The organism is candidate division WOR-3 bacterium, assembly GCA_016926475.1.
GTDB lineage: Bacteria > SDB-A > SDB-A > SDB-A > SDB-A > JAFGIG01.
The window spans coordinates 1-20,427 of record JAFGON010000105.1; the positions used below are offsets into that span (position 1 = coordinate 1).

Genomic DNA, 20,427 nt, shown 5'->3' on the forward strand with positions numbered 1-20,427 from the left:
AGTCTCATGCGAGATTTGATGCCTGGTTTCATTGCCCAGAAATATTCCGAAGGAGTAAAATCCGGATTTTTTGAAGCGGCAGTCCTTTTTACCGACATATCAGGTTTCACAGAGATGACGTCAAAATTGATGGGCAGGGGCAAAGAAGGAATTGAAATACTCACCCTTACAATAAATGAAGTCTTCTCCCCCGCAATTTCAGTTGTCAGGACTTCAGGAGGATTTATTTCAGTTTTCGGAGGAGATGCATTTTACGCGATTTTTGGGTCGGAAAACGCAAATTTCCGTGAAAACGCAATATACGCAGGTCAAAGAATTGCTCAGATTTTCAGAGAACAAGGATTAAAAAAAACAAAGGGAGGGACTTTCTCCCTTTCCGTGAAAACAGGCATCTCCATTGGAGAAATTCAATGGGGTATAATAGAAAATCCTAGACAAAACTCCTACTACTTCAAAGGCAATCCAGTCGATCTTGCCGCTCAAGCTCAAAATCATTGCCCGAAGAATTCTGTATCAATTGACAAATCATTGAAACGTAGCCTTAAAAACTTTAAATTCAAAAAAATCAGACCTTTAGCTTACGCACCGCTTTTTACTATTAACACTCCCCGGGTATCACAAACCACTAAAAACTGTTCGGAACAGGTTTCAAAACTTTTCTTCCCCTCAAATCTGCTTGAAAGAAATCTGATGGGAGAATTCAGAGAAGTGGCAAGCGTTTTTATGTCGTTTATGGATACAGAGCTTGTAAAAGACAATATCTCAAGAGTAATAGACCTGGTTCACGAAACAGGAGGATATTTCAACAGGATAAGCTACGGAGACAAAGGAGGGTTTCTGCTCGTTTTCTACGGAGCTCCTGAAGGTAGAGAAATGCTCTGCGAAAGAGCTGTAAAGATGTCTCTTTCCGCTTCAGAAATTCCCCGTTTTTTGATTTGTACAGGCATATCTTTCGGCATGTGTTTCTCTGGATTTTCCGGAAGCGAAAAAAGAGCTGAATATACCTGTCAGGGTGAAAAGGTAAACCTCGCCGCGAGGCTGATGAGCTATAAATCCGAATACCTCCCGCCCCAGCCAAGAATACTGGTAGAAAATTCGATCTTTCAAAAACTGAAAGACGCGTACATTTTCGATAAAATCGGCGAATCGGTTTTGAAAGGGTTCAAAGACCCGATGCCAATATTTTCCTTGAGGGGTGAGGAAAAAAAGAAAATACCTGGAACTGATAAATCCGGATTTGTTGGAAGAGGACATCAACTATCAAAAAACCTGAAAATGCTCGAAGAAAATTTAAACAAAAACCATTTCGGGGGAATTGTCAAAATCGAGGGAGAAGCCGGCGTAGGAAAGAGTTTTTTCGTTTCTGAAATAAAGGAAAAGACCTCCTATATGCAATGGATTTCGATTTCTTGCGATCAAATTTACAGGTATTCGCTAAATCCGCTTAAACAGTTTTTGGGAGATTTTTTCATTTTCGACCAGACTCAATCCAACGAAGATAAAATATCGTCCATGAAAGGTAAAATAGAAAGTTTGTTTTCAGGCAAAGACGCTTTCAGCATATTTGAGATGGAAAAAATGCTCTATATTTTTTCTGATTTTCTGGGCATAAAATCCAAATCTTCCCCTTACGGGGATTTAGACTTAAAAAACAAAAAAGCCGAACTTTTCTATTTCATTAAATCAATCATAAAAAAAATGTCTTTACGTTCGCCACTTGTAATTTTCATCGACGACATCCATTGGATAGACACCGATACTCTTGAATTCATAAAAACACTCTGCAGAAATGTCGAAAATTACCCTTTCGCGGTTATCCTGACATCGAGGCCTTCGGTCGACGGCAACAGAATCGATTTATTTGAAGAGGAAGACTGCAAAAACATAAAACACCATTTCATTCACCTCGGACCGTTGAGCCAGGAAGATTCTTACGATCTGATAAAAAAATTTCTCAAACAAAAAAACATTCCTGGGTCTACACTCGAATTTGTCCAAAAAAAATCCGAAGGCAATCCTTTTTACATCAAACAGACTTTGAGCTTTCTCCTCGAGAACAATCTGCTCGATGAAAACTTCAGAATATCATACGGATCTGCCTTCATCCCTTCCGGAATCAGAGCTATATTGGTTTCGAGGTTTGACAAGTTCAATGAAGACCTAAAACAAACCGTAGTAAAAGCCTCTGTCCTCGGATTTGAATTTCAACTGGAGACGCTAAAAAAAATGAATCTGGAAAATGACCTGGTGAAATTGCTCACCGATGGTGAAAAAAACGGAATTTGGTCACCATCCAAAAAAGGTTTTTACGAATTCAGCCACTCTCTCATCAGAGAAACAGTATATGAAATGCAGCTTTTGACCGAGAGAAGAAAGTTGCACCTACAAGCGGCGACTATATATGAAGATTTAGAAAAGGATCAATCGGCTAAATACACGAGTATAATAGCCTACCATTACGACCTTGCTGAAGACAGGGATAATGCTCCCAAGTATTTAAAAAAAGCTCTGGAACTCGCCGAAAAGGCTTTCTCCAACTCCGATTCTCTAAGGTTTTGCGAAGCTCTCGACAAGTACCTTCCCGGCGGAAGTGAGAAAATACGGAATTGTTTGAGAAGAGTACAACTCTTGAAGCTTACGGGAAGCCTTAAAAGAGCCGAAGTTTTAGCTGAAAAAACGATCGTTGAAAGCGAAAAGGAAGATTTGCCGGATTTGACCATAAAGTGTCTTCTGGCGCTTTCGGAAATATCTCTGAAAAGATTCGAATTCGAAAAATCCTTTGAAGCTCTAAAAAAATCGGAAAAAATCCAAACCGTGGACGAAAACCTGAAAGCTTACATACATGAAGTTTTCGGAATTTATTTTCATGGAATTAACAACGAAGAAAAAGCTCTGCCGCACTTCAAAAGAGCTCTGAGCTTTTACAGAAGAACTAAAAACAAATCCGGCGAAGCAAAGGTTTTATCGAACATAGCCATACTGTGCGGCAGAGAAATCGGTTTTTCAAACGTTTTGACGTATCTTTTTGACGCCCAAAAAATTGCTGAAGAAACTGGAAATCTTTACGACCTTGAAATCATCTATTCGAGCATTGCCCTGACTTACACGGAATTGTATCTCGAACTGGAAAAAAGTTTAGAATTTTACCACAAAGCGATTGAAATCTCCCAAAAAATCGGAAACAAATCAACTCTTATGAACAACATAAACAACATGGCCAATGTTTACCTTGCTGTCTATCAACATACAAAAGCCGAACAATTGTACAGGGATTCACTGGATTTAGCTCTTGAAACAGGGCGCAGTCAGGGGATTTTCAACTCTCTTATGAACCTCTCAATTTTATACAAAGATTTGGGCGATTTTGACAGGTGCGTCGAACACATCGAAAAAGCTGAGTCATTGCTCAGTTTAGAATACAACAGAGACTTGTTGAAGGATGTTTTTACGCTGAAAACAGAGGTTTTATCCTTAAAGGGAGATTTCGTGAAAGCAGAAAAAAATCTTGACAGAATAAAAGATATCGAAGCCGAAACTCAGAGTGAAGACAACTTGGAGGAATTAGCATTACTCAAAATGAGGATTTCTTTTCTAAAAAATCCAGACCAAGAAACCGTCAAAGCCATGATTAGTTCAGCGAAAAAGATAAACTCTCTGTCGTCAAGAGCCCGAGCTTTTTACTCGATATGGGAAAGTACGAAATCCAAGGACAGCGCGGAAGAAGCTCTTAAACTTTACAATGAAATAATAGAAATGCCTCCTGATGTCTACCAGAACTTTAAATCCGCTGAATATTTAAAAATAAGGAACGAACTTGAAAGGTTTTTAGGTAAATTTACGAGACCACAGGAAAACTGAAGGAAAAAACACTTCCCGATCCTTCTTCAGAGAAGACATTGATCTGCCCGTTGTGAAGCTCGACAAGCCTCTTGACAATCGATAGACCAAGGCCTGTCGTCTTTTCTCCTTCTGTGCCCATTCTTCTAGCTTGGGTGAATTTGTCGAAAATTTGGCTTTTTATCTTGTCCGGTATCCCTATTCCGTTGTCGGAGATCGAAATTATTGCCCTTTTCTTCCCTTGGGAAAATTCCTCAGTAAGGGTTATATCTATTCTGCCTCCTCTTTTCGTGAATTTCAGGGCGTTGGAAAACAGATTCTGCAAAATCTGCCAAAACCTGTTTAAATCAATCATGCAAAGAAGACTTCCTGACTTGTTTGTCCAGGTGAATTTAATTTCCTTTTTTTCGGATAAATTCTGGAAATCTCTGGAAAATTCGGAAATAAGACAGGCAACGTCGTATTTTTCGAGACTTAGCGAAAAGTCTTCGCTTTCTATTTTGTTCACTTCGAGAATATCGTTTACGAGGACAAGAGCTCTTTCGATATAGTGCTTCATCACTTCAAGGGTATTTTCGGAATCCTCGTCGAAGCCGTTGACTTCCAAAAATATGTCGATGAGAGGCAGAAGGGATCCTATAGTCCCTTTAAGGTCATGCGAAACCAAACGCAGTATTACGTCTTTGGATCTGTTCAAAGCAACAAGCTCTTCGTTTTTTTTCTCCAATTCGTCTTTTTGGCTTTGGATTCTGGTGTTGGCCTGGGCGAGTTCTTCATTTTTCATTTTGTATATGGCGTTTTCTCTCTCCTTTACTTTTATTTCGAATCTCGCGTCCATTTCCGCGATTTTCGCGGCTTTTTCCTCGTTGAAAATTTCACCCGCTTTTTCCGTGAAAATTCTGCTGTAAAAAAGGGCTTTTTTGTAATTTTTTCTTTTTTCGTAAACGTTGGAAAGGCTTTTCGCCGTGTTTGCGACACCGAGCTTGTTGCCGATTTCGGAATACGAATCAAAAGCTTTTTTTATGTATTTGAGTGCAGTTTTATACTCGCCCTTTTCTTCCATGACAAGGCCTATATTGAAAACGCTCGGGGTCATTCCCAGTTTGTTTTTAATCCCTTTTTTCAGGGACAGAGATTTTTTGTAGAACTTAAGAGATTCTTCTAAATCGCCTTTCTCCCTGTAAACTTCTCCTATGTTGTTGTAAATGTAAGCAAGAGCTCTCTTGTCATCCGTAGCCAGGTTTTCTGCTCTCCTGAGGTATTCAAGGCTCTTTTCGAATTCGCCGAAATGCCTGTAGATATTCGCGATATTGTTGCAACTCTGCTGTAGCCACCTTGAGACACCTTCTCTTTCCCTGAGTTCAAGAGATTTCTTCATCAGGTCGAGAGCCTTTTCCTTTAAACCGATTTTGACAAAAACTATCGCCATACCCTCGTAAGAGCTTGTCAGAGTTTTAATGTCGGGTGTCCCTTCCGATGCTTTATGAAAATAGCCCAGGGCTTTGTCGAAATCGGACATAGCGTAAGAGACGAAGCCGAGTCTCAGCAAAGCCTGTCTTTTCTTGTTCTCGATTTTTGCCCTCTCTGATATCTCAAGGGCTTTAACCGCCGCGTTGAAAGAAGAGGCGAAATTTGAATTGTCGAAGTATTCCTTGGCCTTTCCGAGCAAAAAAGAAGCTTTATCTTCTTCAGTGAAAACATTTTCTTTTTCGTATAAAATCTTACTAACCTTATCCGGCAAAGGTTTCTCCTTAGTATCTTAATCTGATTTTAAGCGAGTTTACAAATTATTGAAAGAGAAAATATTTCTTTTGAAAAAGTACTTGTTTCCATAAAAAAAAGGGGAGACAAAGCTCCCCTTTTATCACCTCGGATTGAGATTATTTTGTCAAATTTATTTGACTATATTGACTTTCAGAGACCTTTCATTGCCGTTTACAGAAGCTCTTAAGAAGTAAAGCCCTGAAGAAAGATCTTCCGAGTTGAAGCTGAGTTCGTGATTTCCTGCAGAAAGTTTACCCTGATAGAGGTTCCTGACGTTTCTTCCGGAGAGGTCATAGAGTGAAATCGTGACGTCGGATTCGGACACGACAGAAATGCTGAAAACAGACTTTGCGGTCACAAACGTTGGACAGGCGAGTCTGAATAGAGAAGGAACGGTTATTCCTATTTCATCCACACCGACTGAAGACCAGGTTCCGTGACAAGCCACCCAGACATCCTGCGTAGATGATTCTCTTGAAGGTGCCCATGAACCTGTGAACTCGTAAGCTCTTCTGCTTACTGCTCCAGGCGGTACCGCGCTTGTCCCAGTGGAGAAAGTGCTCTCAAGGACAGTGATCTGACCTACGTAAAAAGCTCCGTCGTTGATGACAACCGCAGGGCTGACAGGAGCTTTGAACCATAAACCTGCTTGTGCCGTCGTCACAGGCAATCTTGTCGAGAAGAGGATAGTTCCAGGGCCGCCGTCTGTCCCGTCGTCATCCATTATTATCAATTCAACATCGCCGTTGGCTGAGACAGTAGCCGGGAAAAATCCCACAGAGTCAATAGTGAACGGGTAATTCGGGGGTTCATACATGTTCCCGTAACCAGATGAATCGCCGTTCCAGGAGGATCCACTGACGGGTATTGTGTCGTTTCCGTAATTATACCATGCGGGGGGTGAAAATGTTTGCAGCCTGAGTGTTATAGAGTCGTTGGCTGGTGTCATGTCGCCTGTAAGGTAAGTTCTGACCTGGACCCTGTACGTCGTGTCTAGGTCGGGGAGAAGGAAAGAGTCATAACTGCAAGTAAAAACATCACCAGGATTTAGAGTTGAAGAGATAGCAACCGTGTCAGCAAAAAGTATTGTAGCGCCTGTTTTTCTGTATATCCTCAGAATTGCATTGAAGTTTGACTCAGGCTGGTTTCCATAGTTTTTAATTTCAGCAACAGGGTAATAAACTGATCCCCTGTCTCTGAAAATGCCGCCTGTCAAAGGATTGTCAATGTATGAGACACCGACATCGTGAATCTGAAGGGTTGTAGATTCCGGCGGTATATAGGCTACTGCCATGCCGTCGACAGGTCTTGACGCTCCCGCTCCCGCTGAACCGTCGCGGAAATACTGGAGTCCAATAGTTCCTGTATTATTCTCAATACCCACCATATCATGTTCTGAGCCTGAATGATTGTAGGTGCCGTTCTGAGGTCCATACTGCATTGTTATACAGCTATCCGCTTTAGTGAGTATTACCTGGAAAGTATGGTAAGTACCGGGTACAGCCCATTCCTGAACACTGTCAAAAGTAACTATGAAAGTGTCAAGCGTTGCAGAAGTGTAATAGTAAACCGCCGGGGAACCAACACCAGGAGAATGATCGAGATCCCCTGTGAATATTGCCAAAAGATCGTTCGGTGGCGTGCTCAACGGGATGTTGTGAAACGGATCAGCGAGGTTTGCGTTGCTTGAAAATGAAAGGTATCCGTTCGAACCAATATAAACCTGATCAACATTGTACCAATAGTAGGGAAAATCAAAACCTATGGGAAAAGGGCCTACTACGTTGTCGTCCATGAGACCAGTCACGAGAGTTCCCGTGGTTGAAATATCCATCCAGTTGTATGTCGGGCCACCCGGATCTCCGGATTTGACATAGACATAACCATAAGCATCCGGAGTTCCAGAATCTGGAGCGAGGAAGCTGATACCGGAGTTCAGATTGCTTCCTGTCCACGGCATCGCCGTAATTGCCGCTGCCGTCAAAAAAGCGACGACGAAAAACATTTTTTTCATAGCGCACTCCTTTCCTTTTTTTTAAGGATAAAGAAATATTAAATACAAATAGTTTAACTATGTCAAGGTTTATCAATTTTATTTGATGAAGCTTCACAAAAAAGTTGCTTAAATTTTAGTTTTATTAAATAAAGAAGTTTTTTTAGTCGCATAAAGTCTTTTATTCTTACGTCTTCAGCTCTTTTTTCTTCGCGGCGGGGAAGAGGACGTTGTTGAGAATCAGCCTGTAGCCGGGCGAATTCGGAAAAAACCTCAGGTCGGTCGGGGGATCTCCGACGTAATGGGCGAAATCCTCGGGGTCGTGCCCGCCCAAATAAGCGAAACTTCCCTGACCAAGGTTGCCGCTGATGTATTTGATTTCATCCGCTCCGGGTACGTCCCCGAGAACCGTAATCTCCTGCCTGACACATTGACGCCTGAAACCGGTGCACTGGCCCAAAAACTCCCTTACAACCCCTACATGGTTCTGGACGAGCATAGCTGGGACAGGATCTTCTTTAGCATTGAACTCGTAGAGCGCGAAAAACACGCCCTCACCCCTCAGGTGGGCTTCCTGTGACACGTCTATAGTAGAATGCTCGTAGATGCCTGGGTCTTGAATGATATCGTAGTTTGTAAACGCCGGTGACCTAGTCGTATCGGGTCCGTAAGGGCCTGACGGATCTCCGTCGAAAGGGGATTCGACCACATCCCTTCCATAGCTGGCAATGGCAATTTCCCACGTGTCAGTCGCCGAGCACATCGCGAAAAGGTACCCGCCGTTTTCGACGTATTCGTAGAGCTTTCTCGCGACTTCGTGCTTTAATTCCCATACTTTTGAAAAACCGAGATTTCCGGCGGTCTCTTCGTTGAACTCGACCTGATCTTTGTACCATTGTGTGTTTCTGTAAGAAGCCCAGAATTTGCCGTACTGGCCTGTAAAATCCTCGTGGTGAAGATGAACCCACTCGTATTCAGAGAGTTTTCCTTCTATTACTTCCCTATCCCATATCCTGTCGTATGTTATTCCGGCGTAGTCCAGCGCGAGGACTACGGCGTCGTCCCAGGGTTGTGCGGTTGGAGTTTGATAGACAGCGACTTTCGGAGCCTTTTGAAGCAAAATCACATCCGCGTTTGAACGCTCAATTTCGGATTTGATCAGTGCTTCTACCTCCGGGGAAATGACCGCATAGACAACCCCGGAAATTTTCAGGTCTTCCTCTATTTGCGGATTGTCCTCCATTATGAAACTGCCGCTCCGGTAATTCACAAGCCACTCCACCGAAAGACCGACTTCAAGAGACCTGTAGGCGACACCGTAGGCTTTTAGGTGGTTTGTCTGTGACAAATCCATCGGAACAAATATTCTTGAAGACAGGCAAGCGCAAAAAACGAAAATATTCATGCGTTTCCTTTGTCCGCTAATATTTTTTTAGCGTAATGAATCCCGCCCTCAACGGACTCAAACACCCCGTCGAGCTGAGCCTCATAGACTTTCGAAAGCAGTTTTCCCATATCAGGTCCGCTTTCAACTCCGATACCGAGAAGATGTCTCCCCATTACAAGCGGTTTCAGCTGGTCTTCTTCGATTTTCATCTCTTCCAAAGTTTTTTCGAGCCAGCTTATCTCTTCAGAAAATCCGAGGGCTTGCCCTCTTCCGAATTTGTCGGCGAGGAAAAGAAGTTTTAAAACCGGCAGTTCAGTCTGGCTCATCAACCTCCTCATGGCGCCTTTTGTCACTTCCCCGCGCGATCTCCACAAGTCGTAGATTCTGTGGTGAGAGACGACCAGCGAAGAAACCCTTTCTGAAACGATTTTCGAGGCTCTCCACCTGTTAAGCACTGCTTTTGCCATTTTTGCACCCTGGGGTTGATGTCCAGGGGAAATGATCCTGCCGGTTTTTTTGCCTTCCTGCGCTTTTTTGGAAGTGACTGTTTTTCCTATGTCATGGAGCAGGACGGATAACATAAGTACGAGTTTTGATTCTTCATCCTCAATCCTCTCCCTTAAAAGAGACGCGATGTTGAGCGACAGGACAGTGTGAACGAAAACGTTACCCTCCGGATGCCACAGAGGATCCTGGCTGCAATCTACCATTCGGAGTATTTCAGGCTCCCTCGCCAGCAAAAAAAGAGAATGGGCGGCGAGCAGACCTCTGCCGGCGTAATCCGCCTCCAAAAACATTTTTTTTATCTCCCCGAAAATTCTCTCAGGAGGCAGTTCGCTTATATCCGTCTTCCTGCAGAGATCCATGGTCGTACTGTCTATCGGAAAACCGAGTGTGGCTGTAAATCTCATCGCTCTGTAAGGTCTAAGAGGATCTTCAGCAAAATGTTTCCAATCGCAAGCCCTGAGAATCCCTGTTTTGATATCTTTAACCCCTCCAAGGGGGTCTATTATCTCGCCGTTTAAAGGGTCTTTCAAAATGCTGTTTACGGTGAAATCTCTTCTCCGGCAAGCTTCGGCATAATCCATGCCGGGAAATATCTCGACATCAAACTCTCTATGGCTTTTACCGACGCTTCTGTCTTTCCTCGGAAGTGAGACCTCAAGGTCGGCTAATCTGTAAACCGCGAAAGATTTGCCGGTCAAATCAACTTTCCCATATTTCCTCAGTATCCCTTCAAGGGTTTCCGGCATAAGTCCGTAGACCTCGGCGTCTATTTCGACGTTTTTTCTCTCCCTTCCCAATATTTCATCTCTGACTGTGCCGCCAACTTCGAAAATCCTGCCACCGGATTTTTTTATCTCTTGCGCAATTTTGGGTAATATTTCTTTTGTCAGGCGAAAATCAGCCGTCAAAAAAACCCTCTCCTTCGGGGCAACCGCAGGGATTTTCACCGCACGAAGGGCATCTGCCCCAATATTTCCGAACGGCGTTTTCAACATCCACACCCGATAAATTTGCGCATGTCATCATCCACGCCAGCACGTCAGCGAATTCACCCTCACAATCTCCAATATCTTTTTTTCTAAGGGCTTGAGCAAGCTCTCCGACCTCTTCGACAAAGTGGTTGAAGCTTTTGGAGACACCGCGTTTTTTGTCCCTTTCACCGAATATTCTGTTTATGTTTTCCTGGAATTCTCTAATGCTCATTTTTTATCCTTTTTTATTTTCACTTGATTGCTTGAAGAATATATTATATCTCTTTGGTTGAACGAAAAAGATTTTTTTATTCGTTTAAAGTTCATTCAATGAAAAGAGCTATAAAAGAAATATCCGTCCAGGTGTTCGCCACGAGGGAAGCTCTCGTTTTCTGGACTTCCACATACATAATACTCGTCCTGATGTACAGGTCGGCTCCCTACTGGAGTTCTCTTTCGCTTAACTACACGTATTCAACGTTCCTTTTTCTTCTTTTACCTTTAGTTGTCGCTTCTTTCCCTCAGAAAAAAAACTCGGTGAATATTGTTTTCTGGGCAATCGCCTTTACCTTTGTGATCTTGCCCTTGCTCGCGGGGGAATTTCTGCCTGAGATCAGAAACAGGTATTTTCCGCCCTACAACCCGGAAACAGGCCCGCTTAATTCAATCGAAAAGGGTATAATCCTCGTCGTGCCGAGCTTTCTTCTTGTTTTGCTCTACTGCAGGTTTTCAGGCTTCGACCCTAAATCACTCGGTTTGGGAATTGGCAAATGGAAGTTTTGGATCCCTTTGACCGTGGTCCTGGTTCTGGTCATGACTCCGATACTTTTTATCTTCTCCAAAAAGCCCGATTTCATACAGACCTACCCTCTTTTCAAAAGCATGATAAAGAGCGATGCCGATTTCTGGTCTGTCGATTTGACATGGTTTTATTACTTGTATATTTGGGAGTTTTTCTTCAGAGGTTTTATCCTCTTTTCTCTCGCAAAAAAAATGGGGCCCGCGAGAGCCATATTCGTGCAGGCGATCATCTTCTCTTTCGCTCATTTGGGTAAACCTGAAATAGAGGTGTATTCTTCCATGGTTGGAGGGGTTTTGGTCGGAATTTTGTCCTACATCTCAAATTCGGTTCTGCCCGGCGCTATAATACACTGGCTTATAGCCCTCATAATGGATTTTTTCGTGTTTTTTTCAGCTTGAAAGCCTCGTTTGATTAAGTTCGAAAATAGTGATATAAACTGAACAAAAAGGAGATAAAAAATGATCGAATACGCAATATCTTCACACGCGGAAGAGACAATAGCCATGCTTCGAAAATTCGTCAGCGATCACAATTTTGTAGAGGGAATGACAATAGCAGACAAAGACGGGCTTTCCATTGTCAGTTATTTTCATTCAGAGACGCAGGAAGAAATTTTAGCGGCGATATCTCCCGTCATAATCAAAGATCTCTCGTCTCTCCCCCTGGGTGAAATCAGATATTTTATAGCTATGGGAAAAGACGCTTTCGCAGTGGTCAAACCCCTTGATTCACAGACTTTTCTATCTATGTTCTCTCAACTCGACGTCTGGAACGGACTTATGGGGCAAAAAGACATAATCACTGATTTTGAAATTTTGACCGCGCAGTTGATGAGGCTGGGTAACAAAAATGACTCATAAATTACTATCTCTAAAGCTTTACATATCGCTCGTACTTGCATTTTCCCTGTCCTCGCCGATTTTAGGACAATACTTCGGGCAAAACAAACTTCAGTACAGAAGCTTTGAATGGAAAATCACAGAAACCGATCATTTCAGAATATACTACTATCAGGGAATGGACGAAATCACAAATTTCGCGTGCCAGGTCGCCGAGGACGCCTACGCCACTCTTGCAGTCAACTTCAACCATGAATTCAAAGATAAAATACCCGTCCTCGTCTATCGAAGCCCCAACGATTTCGCCCAGACAAATGTGATTCTCGAGTTGATTTCCGAATCGGTGGGCGGTTTTACGGAATTTTTAAAAAACCGTGTTGTTGTACCCTTTGACGGCTCTTACTCAAATTTCAGGCACGTCATCACACATGAAATAACCCATGCTTTTCAAAACGACGTGCTCTACGGAAATTCAAATATTTTCACCAAAATATATTCAATGGATATACCCCTCTGGTGGTTCGAGGGTTCAGCTGAGTTTGAATCCATGGGTTGGGATTCAGAGTCATACATGTACGTCAGGGATCTCGTCTTTTCAAACAAATTGGTGAGCCTTCCCGAGCTCGACTATTACGGCGGATACATTATCTACAAAGAAGGCCAGTCCGTTATGTATTTCATTTCCCAAAAATACGGAAGGCAGAAAATAGCAGAAATATTCCACAACATAAAAGTCACCGGTTCTCTGAGAAGAGCCATTGAGAGAACCTTGAACGTCGATTATGAGACATTCAGCGAAGAATGGTCGAAATTTCTGTATTCTCTTTACTGGCCTCAATACAATTTTTACGAAGAAATTGACGACTATTCCGTTAAACTGACTGATACGGAAAAACAGTTCAACTACATAAACCTCTCCCCCGTCATATCTCCCGACGGACTCGAGGTCGTGTACATCAGCGACGCGGGTATCTATATTGACGTTTTGAAAATGTCTGCACTAACAGGTAAAATCAAAAAAAAACTCGTCGGTGGTCAGAGAACTCCTCAGTTTGAAGGCCTTCATATACTTACAAGCCATGCTTCATGGTCGCCCGACGGGGATAAAATAGTGCTGTCTTCGTTGAGCGAGGGCAGAGATCTTTTTTGGATAATCGACGCCGAAACCGGCAGAAAACTCGACAATCTCGACTTCGACCTCGACATCGCCAGATCTCCTTTTTGGTCAAATCAAAATTTGATATACTTCGTCGGCACGGTTGACGGCAAAACCGACATATACGTTACTGACCCACAGGGTATGTCCCTGAGAAGGATTACCGACGATTTTTTTGACGACACAGACCCCTATGTTTCCTCGGACGGAAAATTCCTCTACTGGTGCAGCGACAGAAACCAATCCCAGAACTGGGCATACGGAGATTACGCTGTGTTCGAGATGGACCTTGAAAATGGCACGACAAGAGAACTCACCCCGAGAAACCCTTCCGTCTCAAATCCTTTCCTTTCAAACCAGCCAAACGATTCCTCGCCCAAACTGGTTTTTTTAGCCACCTACAGTCCTGGAAGCAATTTGTATTCCTGCGACCTTGTCACCGGCGAAATCTGTCAGTTGACCAACTTACCCGGAGAGATTCAGAGTTTTTCCATGGATTCATCCTCAAACAGAATGGTCCTCAGCGTCTACACATCGGGGAAATGGGAAATTTTCACAATCGAAAATCCTCTGAATACCCTCGACACTGTCCAATTCGCCTTTGATACGACTTCTTATGTTGACGTATATTCCGAAGTTTTTCAAGCAGAGGATACTCTCTCATGGGAAAAACCAGGGCTTGACATAACCGCCGACTGGGGACAGGCGTCTATGGCTTATTCAAGTCTTTACGGCTTCGCCGGTCTTTTGACGATTTATCTCAGCGATTTCATGGGCGACCACAGGTTCCTGATACAGACAGATCTAGCTCAGGACATCTTAAAATCGAATTTCAACCTTATTTACTACTACCTGCCGAAAAGGTGGGATCTGGGTTTCGGTATATACCAGCAAAGTTTCGCATACTGGTCCGCGGAAGACACCATTTACGTTGACAAATATTTCGGCGGTGAAATGCTTTTTATGTATCCTTTCAATAGATTTCAGAGGTTCGACCTTATGCTCGACGCTTATCAGGTGGAGAGAAAACACTACTTCTACGACTCTTTTCAGGATGAAGTTTCCTTCACCGGCGACACATCAGAGTTTTTTATTGCCCCGTCTCTTTACTACGTGATGGACAATACAATCTGGGGATACACTTCTCCCTTCATCGGTTCGAGAATTCGCTTCGGAGGAGGCGTCGCTCAAAGAATATCGGCGAATTCGAGATACTACTGGGGCAGTTTCGATTTCAGAAAATACTGGCGCTTGACCCCGAGAAGCAATTTGGCCTTCAGACTCTATCTATCAGGTATAAGAGGAACGGATCCCCCGAACCTCTACCTTGGTGGATACAACAACCTCAGAGGATACGGAATAAATGAACTCACGGGTTTCAACACCGGATTTTTATCCCTCGAAGCCCGTTTCCCTTTTATCGACTATCTTGACGTCATGTTTCCCCTGCCTATCCTTCTTGGAGACATCAGGGGATGCCTTTTTGTTGACGCGGGAGGAGTTGTAGACGATATAGAAAGTTTCAGGGTCTTTTCAGACGATCCGGAAAAAGGGTTCGGCCTTGAAGATCTGAAACTCGACGTGGGTTGGGGTATTAGAATGTTTTTCATGTCAGCGGTTCTAAAACTCGACTTCGCCGTGCCGACAGACTTAAGAAATTTAAACAACAGAACAAGAATTCATTTTTCCATAGGGGAAGATTTCTGAGGGTTTTAAAAAAGCATTCTCACTGGCTTTACCTTGTTCCGGCTCTTTCGGTGCTGATTATATTCAAGATTTTTCCAATAGTATTGTCCTTCGGCGTCAGTTTTTTCAAATGGAACATGGCTGGTCCTAGCGATTTTATTGCTTTCGGCAATTATTTTTCTGTTTTTTCGGATTCTCTTTTTTGGCGTTCTTTTCTCAACACTTTTTATTACACCCTTTTCAGCCTTCCCTTTTCCATTGGATTATCTATGTTTTTCGCAATCCTGTTGAATTCCGTTACAAGAGGAAAGACGCTTTTCCGCGTGATCTACTATCTTCCCGTCGTCACTTCCATAGTGGCGGTATCGGTTGTCTGGAAATGGGTCTATCATCCTAAAGTCGGCCTTCTGAATTCTTTTCTTTCCCTGTTCAACGTAAAAGGTCCTGAGTGGCTCGATGAATACAGGGGAATATTTGAACTGATCATGAAAATAGATCTTCCGCGCGGTCTGGAAGGCCCTTCTCTGGCACTGTTGAGTCTTGCCGCCATGTCTGTCTGGAAAAGTCTCGGATACGATATCCTGATTTTTCTCGCCGGTCTCCAAAATATTCCGCAGACTTATTACGAAGCCGCTAAACTTGACGGAGCTGGGGTTTGGAACACTTTTAGGCACATAACTTTTCCTTTGCTCTCTCCGACGACTTTTTACGTTTTCATAATGTCGACAATTGGTTCCTTTCAAGTCTTCGCTCCTGTTTGGCTCATGACAGGACCCCCCGCGGGAGGTCCTGTCGACAGCACGAATGTTATTGTTTTTTATCTTTACGAGAAAGCCTTCCAGTTTTTCAAATTCGGCGCGGCAAGCGCCACCGCGTTTATTTTGTTTTCGCTTCTTCTAACACTGACGGCGATTCAGAGAAAATATTCCGAGAGAAAAGTTTTCTATGGATAAAGCGTCAATCCAAAAGCATCTCTCGGCTAAATTTCCGGACAGAAATATTTTTATGCATGAAAACAGGGCCATAAAAACACTGTATGGCTAAGTCAAAAAAAATAATTTCCTACACAGTGCTGGTTTTAGGAGCAATTTCCATGGTTGCACCCTTTTACTGGATGTTGATCACGGCTTTCAAGACACCTGCAGAGGCGATAGCCATTCCTCCCACGTGGATGCCATCAGAGTTCACCTTCACGAATTTCAAAGAAGCTTGGACAAAAGTGCCTTGGTTCAGGTATTTCTTCAACACCGCCATAGTGGCGGTGTTTGTCCTGATAGGAAATTTGGTCACTTCAATCACAGCGGGTTACGCGTTTTCGAATTTCGAGTTTAAAAGCAAAAACAAAGTATTTCTTCTTTTTCTTGCCACGCTGATGATCCCTATGCCTGTTTATATAATACCGGGGTATCTCATATTGACTTACATGAATTGGATAGACACATACGCAGCTCTCATCGTGCCATGGACAGTCAGCGTTTTCTCGATTTTCCTTGTCCGTCAGCACATGAAATCGATTCCCTCCGAACTTTGGGACGCTTCGAGGATAGACGGCTGCGGGAGATTCTGCTACCTTTTCAGAGTCGTCGTCCCCCTTATAAAACCCGCCCTGGCAACAGTTTCAATTTTTTCAATCGTCAGTTCCTGGAACAGTTTTTTGTGGCCTCTTGTGGTGACTAATTCCAAAAACCTGAGACCCATTCAAGTCGGCTTGGCGTACTTCACCCAGGAACAAAGCACCGATTATACTCTTTTATCCGCCGCGGCTACATTTACAGCTTTTCCTCTCGTCATTCTTTTCCTGTTCGCTCAGAAACAGATAATAAACAGTTTCACCCGATCAGGACTGAAAGATTGAAAAAGATTCGCCTGTTGTTGCCGCTTTTTTTGACTGTTCTAATATCTACCTGCTCCAACCATTCACGGGATAAAGTCACCGTGACTTTCTGGCACGCCATGGGAGGCAAGTTGGGGACCACGCTCGACAGCCTTGTGGAAGAATTCAACTCTCAGCACGCTGAAATTCGTATTGTAGCGACTTCCGTAGGAAACTACGGAGCGCTCGCGCAGAAACTCATGGCATCAGTAATGGCTGGAAAACCGCCCGTGATAGCCCAGAGCTACGAATCCTGGACGGACCAATTCAGGGAGGCCGGCGCAATAGTCCCTCTCAACTCTTTCGTGAATTCAGACGCCGGGTACACAGAAGTCGAAATTAATGACTATTTCACGCCTATCTGGAACAATAATATATGGGGCGACACCATTTGGAGCATGCCGTTTAACAAAAGCCTCGGCGTCGTATTTTACAACTACGACTACTTCGATTCTCTGGGCACAGGATTCCCCTCCACATGGGAAAACATGCTCGGAGCGTGTTCGGTTTATTCTTCTCCCGAAAATGAACTTTACGCTTTCGCAATGCCTTCCAATACATGGTTTTTCGAAACAGCTCTTTTCCAAAGAGGGGGCGCCCTGCTGGAAGAAACAAATGGCGAAGTCTTCTTCGACGACAGTTTAGCCGTTTCACTTCTCGAAGAGCTCAAAAAACTCACAGACGAAGAAAGAATTTGCTATCTCGGTTCCGGCTACCAGTCTCAGGATGAATTTGTCACGGGCAGAACAATAATTTCATGGGGAAGCGTGGTCTCATACTCTTATATGATGAAAAAAAATCCTTCTTTTAGAATCGGGGTCTCGACACTCCCCCCGCCGACCGGCGGAAAAGATGTCAGCGTGATTGCGGGCACGAATATTATAATATTCTCCAAATCATCCCCCGAGCAGCAAGTTGCCGCGTGGGAATTCATAAAATGGTTCAACTCACCTGAAGTTCAAGCTGTCTGGGCCATAAACACAGGATACATCCCGACTCGACGTAGCTCCTTGCGGATCGAGGAAATGGTGAACTACCTCTCTGAGATTCCCGGGTCAGATGAAGTCTACCGTAAGATTGACTGGGCGGTTTCAGAACCTAAAATCGGGGCTTGGTTTTCAGGCAGGATTTACCTCTCACAGGCGATAGAATACACACTCAGAGGCGTCATGCCCGCAGATCAAAGCCTTAAAATGGCGAGTGAAAAACTCAGACACGACATCTCGGAGAGTTTTTAATCCAAGGAAGGCTCCCCCAAAAAATCGACCCATAATTGATGTATTTTATGAGCCTCTTGATTTGAATTCTCAATAGGTGTCCGATCTGGCAAAAAGAGAGTTTGTAATCCTAAAATGTTTCAACTCCGAAAAAATAATGCTATAATGTTTTTTTTTGCGAGAGTGGCGGAACTGGCAGACGCGCTGGACTTAGGATCCAGTCCTAAACGGGTAGGGGTTCGATTCCCCTCTCTCGCAGTAGAAATTTTATTCTCTTTTTTGAAATGGAGGAAATGTTGAGAATTTCTGTTGAAAAATTGTCTTCTACCAAGAGAAATCTGACAATCGAAGAATCTTCCGAGATAATTGACCAAGAAGAAAGCAAGATAATTTCTGAAATAGCTTCTACGCACAGTTTCCCCGGTTTCAGAAAGGGTAAAGCTCCTGTGTCTATGATAAGAAAACTTTATGAAAATGACATTGCCGAGACAAGCCTTAACAACGTGATTAACGACCTGTCGCATAAAGCTATTGAAAAAGAAAATCTCGCGCCAATAGGAAACATAGAAGAAAAAAACGTTAAAATTGAAAACGGCATGCTCAGCTTCACTATAACTTTTGAAGTTCTCCCGGAAATACAGGACACACCTCTTGAAAACCTTGAAATTGAAAAACCCGTTTATGCCGTCAACGATACTCTTGTCGAAAAAAGACTCGATCTGGTAAGAGAGAGGTCTTCTTTCCTCGTCTCAGTCCAAAGAGAATCCCAAAAAGAAGATTTTCTCCTGTGCGACTTCTCCGTCAAAGATGAAGACGGAAATGTCCTTGACGATTTGTCCTTCAAAGAGAAAATGCTGGTCATCAACGAAAATTCATTTTGGAAAGGATTTCACGAAAATCTGGTTGGAAGAAATAAAGACGCCCGATGCAATTTCGAGTTTATGGTGCCTGAAGAAGATTCGAAATACGGGGGTAAAAAACTCCTTTTCAATATTTTGATAAAAGAAATCAAACAGAAAGCCTTGCCTGAGTTAAACGACGAACTCGCCAAAGAATTCAATTTTAACAGCCTTGAAGAAATGAAAAATGACATAGAAAAAAATTTAGCCGAAGAACTGTCGCGTAAAAGCGAAATAGATTTTGAAAACAATATCATGAAATCTTTGGAAGAATCCTACAATTTCGAGACCCCACTTTCGCTAATCGAAATCGAGACCAAAGAAATGATATCCTCTCTTAAAAAACATTTCGACATTGATAACAACCGCGATTCACTGCGCTCGGAGATAGACGAATCAGCTCGAAAAAGAGTGAAACAGAATCTTATTCTCGACCATTTAGCAGAAAAACTCCATGTTGAAGTATCCGATGATGAATTGAAAGAAAATCTTATAAAGACAATTTCAAACGAAGTCGGTTACGATAATTTAAGCAGACCGACAATCAAAAGCAAACTAAACGACACCAAGTTCATAAGAGAAATTTATTCAAGGGTCAAGAGAACCAAAACACTTGACGAAATCAAAAAAATGATAAAGCTTAAGGAGGTTCGGGAAAATGAACCGCAATGAAAATTATTCTTATGTCGTACCTCTCGTCATCGAGAGAACATCAAGAGGCGAGCAGGCTTACGATATATACTCCAGACTGCTGAAAGACAGGATTATATTCATAGGCTCTCCTATAGACGACAATGTCGCCAACGCCGTCGTAGCCCAGCTTCTGTTCCTCGAAGCCGATGATCCTGAAAAGGACATCAACCTATACGTCAACTCCCCTGGAGGGAATATATCCTCTGGGCTTGCTATTTACGACACGATGCGGTTTATTAAACCCGATATTTCAACGACCTGCGTCGGTCAGGCGACTAGTATGGCGGCGGTTCTTTTGGCGGCTGGAAAAAAAGGCAAAAGATACGCCCTCCCGCATTCAAGAATAATGATCCATCAGCCATGGGGAGGAGTTCAAGGACAAGCCGTCGACATAGAAATTGAAGCAAAAGAAATCATAAAGATGAGGAAGGAACTCGAAAACATACTTTCTCACCACACCGGTCAAACAATCGAGAAAATATCCACTGATTCCGACAGGAACTATTGGATGAATGCCGAAGAAGCCAAAAATTACGGAGTCGTAGACGAGGTTATACTCTTCAGAGCAAAAGACTCGGTCAATGAGAAAGAAAATGAAAAAGAAAGATAAAACCGGTATTGAAAGGTCATGTTCCTTTTGTAATTCCAGGGAAAATATCGGCAACTATTTAATTCAAGGCAAAAACGCCTATATATGCCTGAACTGCGTTAAAAATTTATATGAATCAATTTTTAAAACTCCCAACAAGACAATAGATTTTAACTCAAAGAGCCATTCGCTTCCTCTTCCGGCTGAAATAAAA

General features: G+C 43.1%; 15 protein-coding genes and 1 tRNA gene. 11 read left to right on the forward strand and 5 right to left on the reverse strand.

What is annotated here, in order from left to right; translation table 11 throughout:
• The first annotated feature begins 18 nt into the window (after nucleotides 1-18).
• Complete coding sequence (locus JXA84_10055) at nucleotides 19-3,858, forward strand: AAA family ATPase (protein MBN1151546.1); 3,840 nt, start codon at nucleotides 19-21, stop codon at nucleotides 3,856-3,858.
• On the opposite strand, the gene JXA84_10060 is transcribed toward JXA84_10055, so the two are convergent.
• The 5 genes from JXA84_10060 to JXA84_10080 form a co-directional block, all read right to left on the reverse strand.
• Entirely contained in the window at nucleotides 3,836-5,578 is a 1,743-nt protein-coding gene (locus tag JXA84_10060) for a tetratricopeptide repeat protein (protein MBN1151547.1), read from the reverse strand. The two genes, JXA84_10055 and JXA84_10060, sit on opposite strands and share 23 nt — an antisense overlap.
• A 153-nt stretch (nucleotides 5,579-5,731) precedes the next feature.
• Nucleotides 5,732-7,615 (reverse strand): T9SS type A sorting domain-containing protein, encoded by a 1,884-nt coding sequence (locus tag JXA84_10065; protein MBN1151548.1) that lies wholly within the window; start codon nucleotides 7,613-7,615, stop codon nucleotides 5,732-5,734.
• A gap of 166 nt (nucleotides 7,616-7,781) precedes the next feature.
• Complete coding sequence (locus JXA84_10070; protein ID MBN1151549.1) at nucleotides 7,782-8,999, reverse strand: asparagine synthetase B; 1,218 nt, start codon at nucleotides 8,997-8,999, stop codon at nucleotides 7,782-7,784.
• On the reverse strand, nucleotides 8,996-10,396 hold the full coding sequence (locus JXA84_10075; GenBank protein MBN1151550.1) for a CCA tRNA nucleotidyltransferase: 1,401 nt from the start codon (nucleotides 10,394-10,396) through the stop codon (nucleotides 8,996-8,998). The genes JXA84_10070 and JXA84_10075 overlap by 4 nt, the downstream gene beginning before the upstream one ends.
• The gene (locus JXA84_10080) at nucleotides 10,386-10,691 is read right to left on the reverse strand and encodes a nucleotide pyrophosphohydrolase (GenBank protein MBN1151551.1); all 306 of its coding nucleotides are present in this window, start codon (nucleotides 10,689-10,691) and stop codon (nucleotides 10,386-10,388) included. Before JXA84_10080 ends, JXA84_10075 begins: the two co-directional genes overlap by 11 nt.
• A 98-nt stretch (nucleotides 10,692-10,789) precedes the next feature.
• Between JXA84_10080 and JXA84_10085 the strand changes: the two genes are divergently transcribed.
• The 10 genes from JXA84_10085 to JXA84_10130 form a co-directional block, all read left to right on the forward strand.
• Nucleotides 10,790-11,659 carry a CPBP family intramembrane metalloprotease gene (locus JXA84_10085; GenBank protein ID MBN1151552.1) on the forward strand — a complete coding sequence of 290 codons (870 nt, stop codon included), beginning with the start codon at nucleotides 10,790-10,792 and terminating at the stop codon, nucleotides 11,657-11,659.
• A gap of 60 nt (nucleotides 11,660-11,719) precedes the next feature.
• Nucleotides 11,720-12,121, forward strand: coding sequence for a hypothetical protein (locus JXA84_10090; protein MBN1151553.1), 402 nt, complete (start codon nucleotides 11,720-11,722; stop codon nucleotides 12,119-12,121).
• Entirely contained in the window at nucleotides 12,111-14,963 is a 2,853-nt protein-coding gene (locus tag JXA84_10095; GenBank protein ID MBN1151554.1) for a BamA/TamA family outer membrane protein, read from the forward strand. The genes JXA84_10090 and JXA84_10095 overlap by 11 nt, the downstream gene beginning before the upstream one ends.
• A gap of 50 nt (nucleotides 14,964-15,013) precedes the next feature.
• Nucleotides 15,014-15,895, forward strand: a complete 882-nt coding sequence (locus JXA84_10100) for a sugar ABC transporter permease (protein MBN1151555.1) — start codon at nucleotides 15,014-15,016, stop codon at nucleotides 15,893-15,895.
• A gap of 83 nt (nucleotides 15,896-15,978) precedes the next feature.
• Nucleotides 15,979-16,797, forward strand: a complete 819-nt coding sequence (locus JXA84_10105) for a carbohydrate ABC transporter permease (GenBank protein ID MBN1151556.1) — start codon at nucleotides 15,979-15,981, stop codon at nucleotides 16,795-16,797.
• Entirely contained in the window at nucleotides 16,794-18,053 is a 1,260-nt protein-coding gene (locus JXA84_10110; GenBank protein ID MBN1151557.1) for an ABC transporter substrate-binding protein, read from the forward strand. The genes JXA84_10105 and JXA84_10110 overlap by 4 nt, the downstream gene beginning before the upstream one ends.
• A gap of 156 nt (nucleotides 18,054-18,209) precedes the next feature.
• A tRNA-Leu gene (locus JXA84_10115) sits at nucleotides 18,210-18,290 on the forward strand.
• Nucleotides 18,291-18,328: 38 nt separating this feature from the next.
• On the forward strand, nucleotides 18,329-19,603 hold the full coding sequence (gene tig, locus JXA84_10120; GenBank protein MBN1151558.1) for a trigger factor: 1,275 nt from the start codon (nucleotides 18,329-18,331) through the stop codon (nucleotides 19,601-19,603).
• Complete coding sequence (gene clpP, locus JXA84_10125) at nucleotides 19,590-20,234, forward strand: ATP-dependent Clp endopeptidase proteolytic subunit ClpP (protein MBN1151559.1); 645 nt, start codon at nucleotides 19,590-19,592, stop codon at nucleotides 20,232-20,234. The genes tig and clpP overlap by 14 nt, the downstream gene beginning before the upstream one ends.
• A partial coding sequence (locus tag JXA84_10130; GenBank protein MBN1151560.1) for a hypothetical protein occupies nucleotides 20,218-20,427 on the forward strand: 210 nt, incomplete at its 3' end. The genes clpP and JXA84_10130, both read left to right, overlap by 17 nt.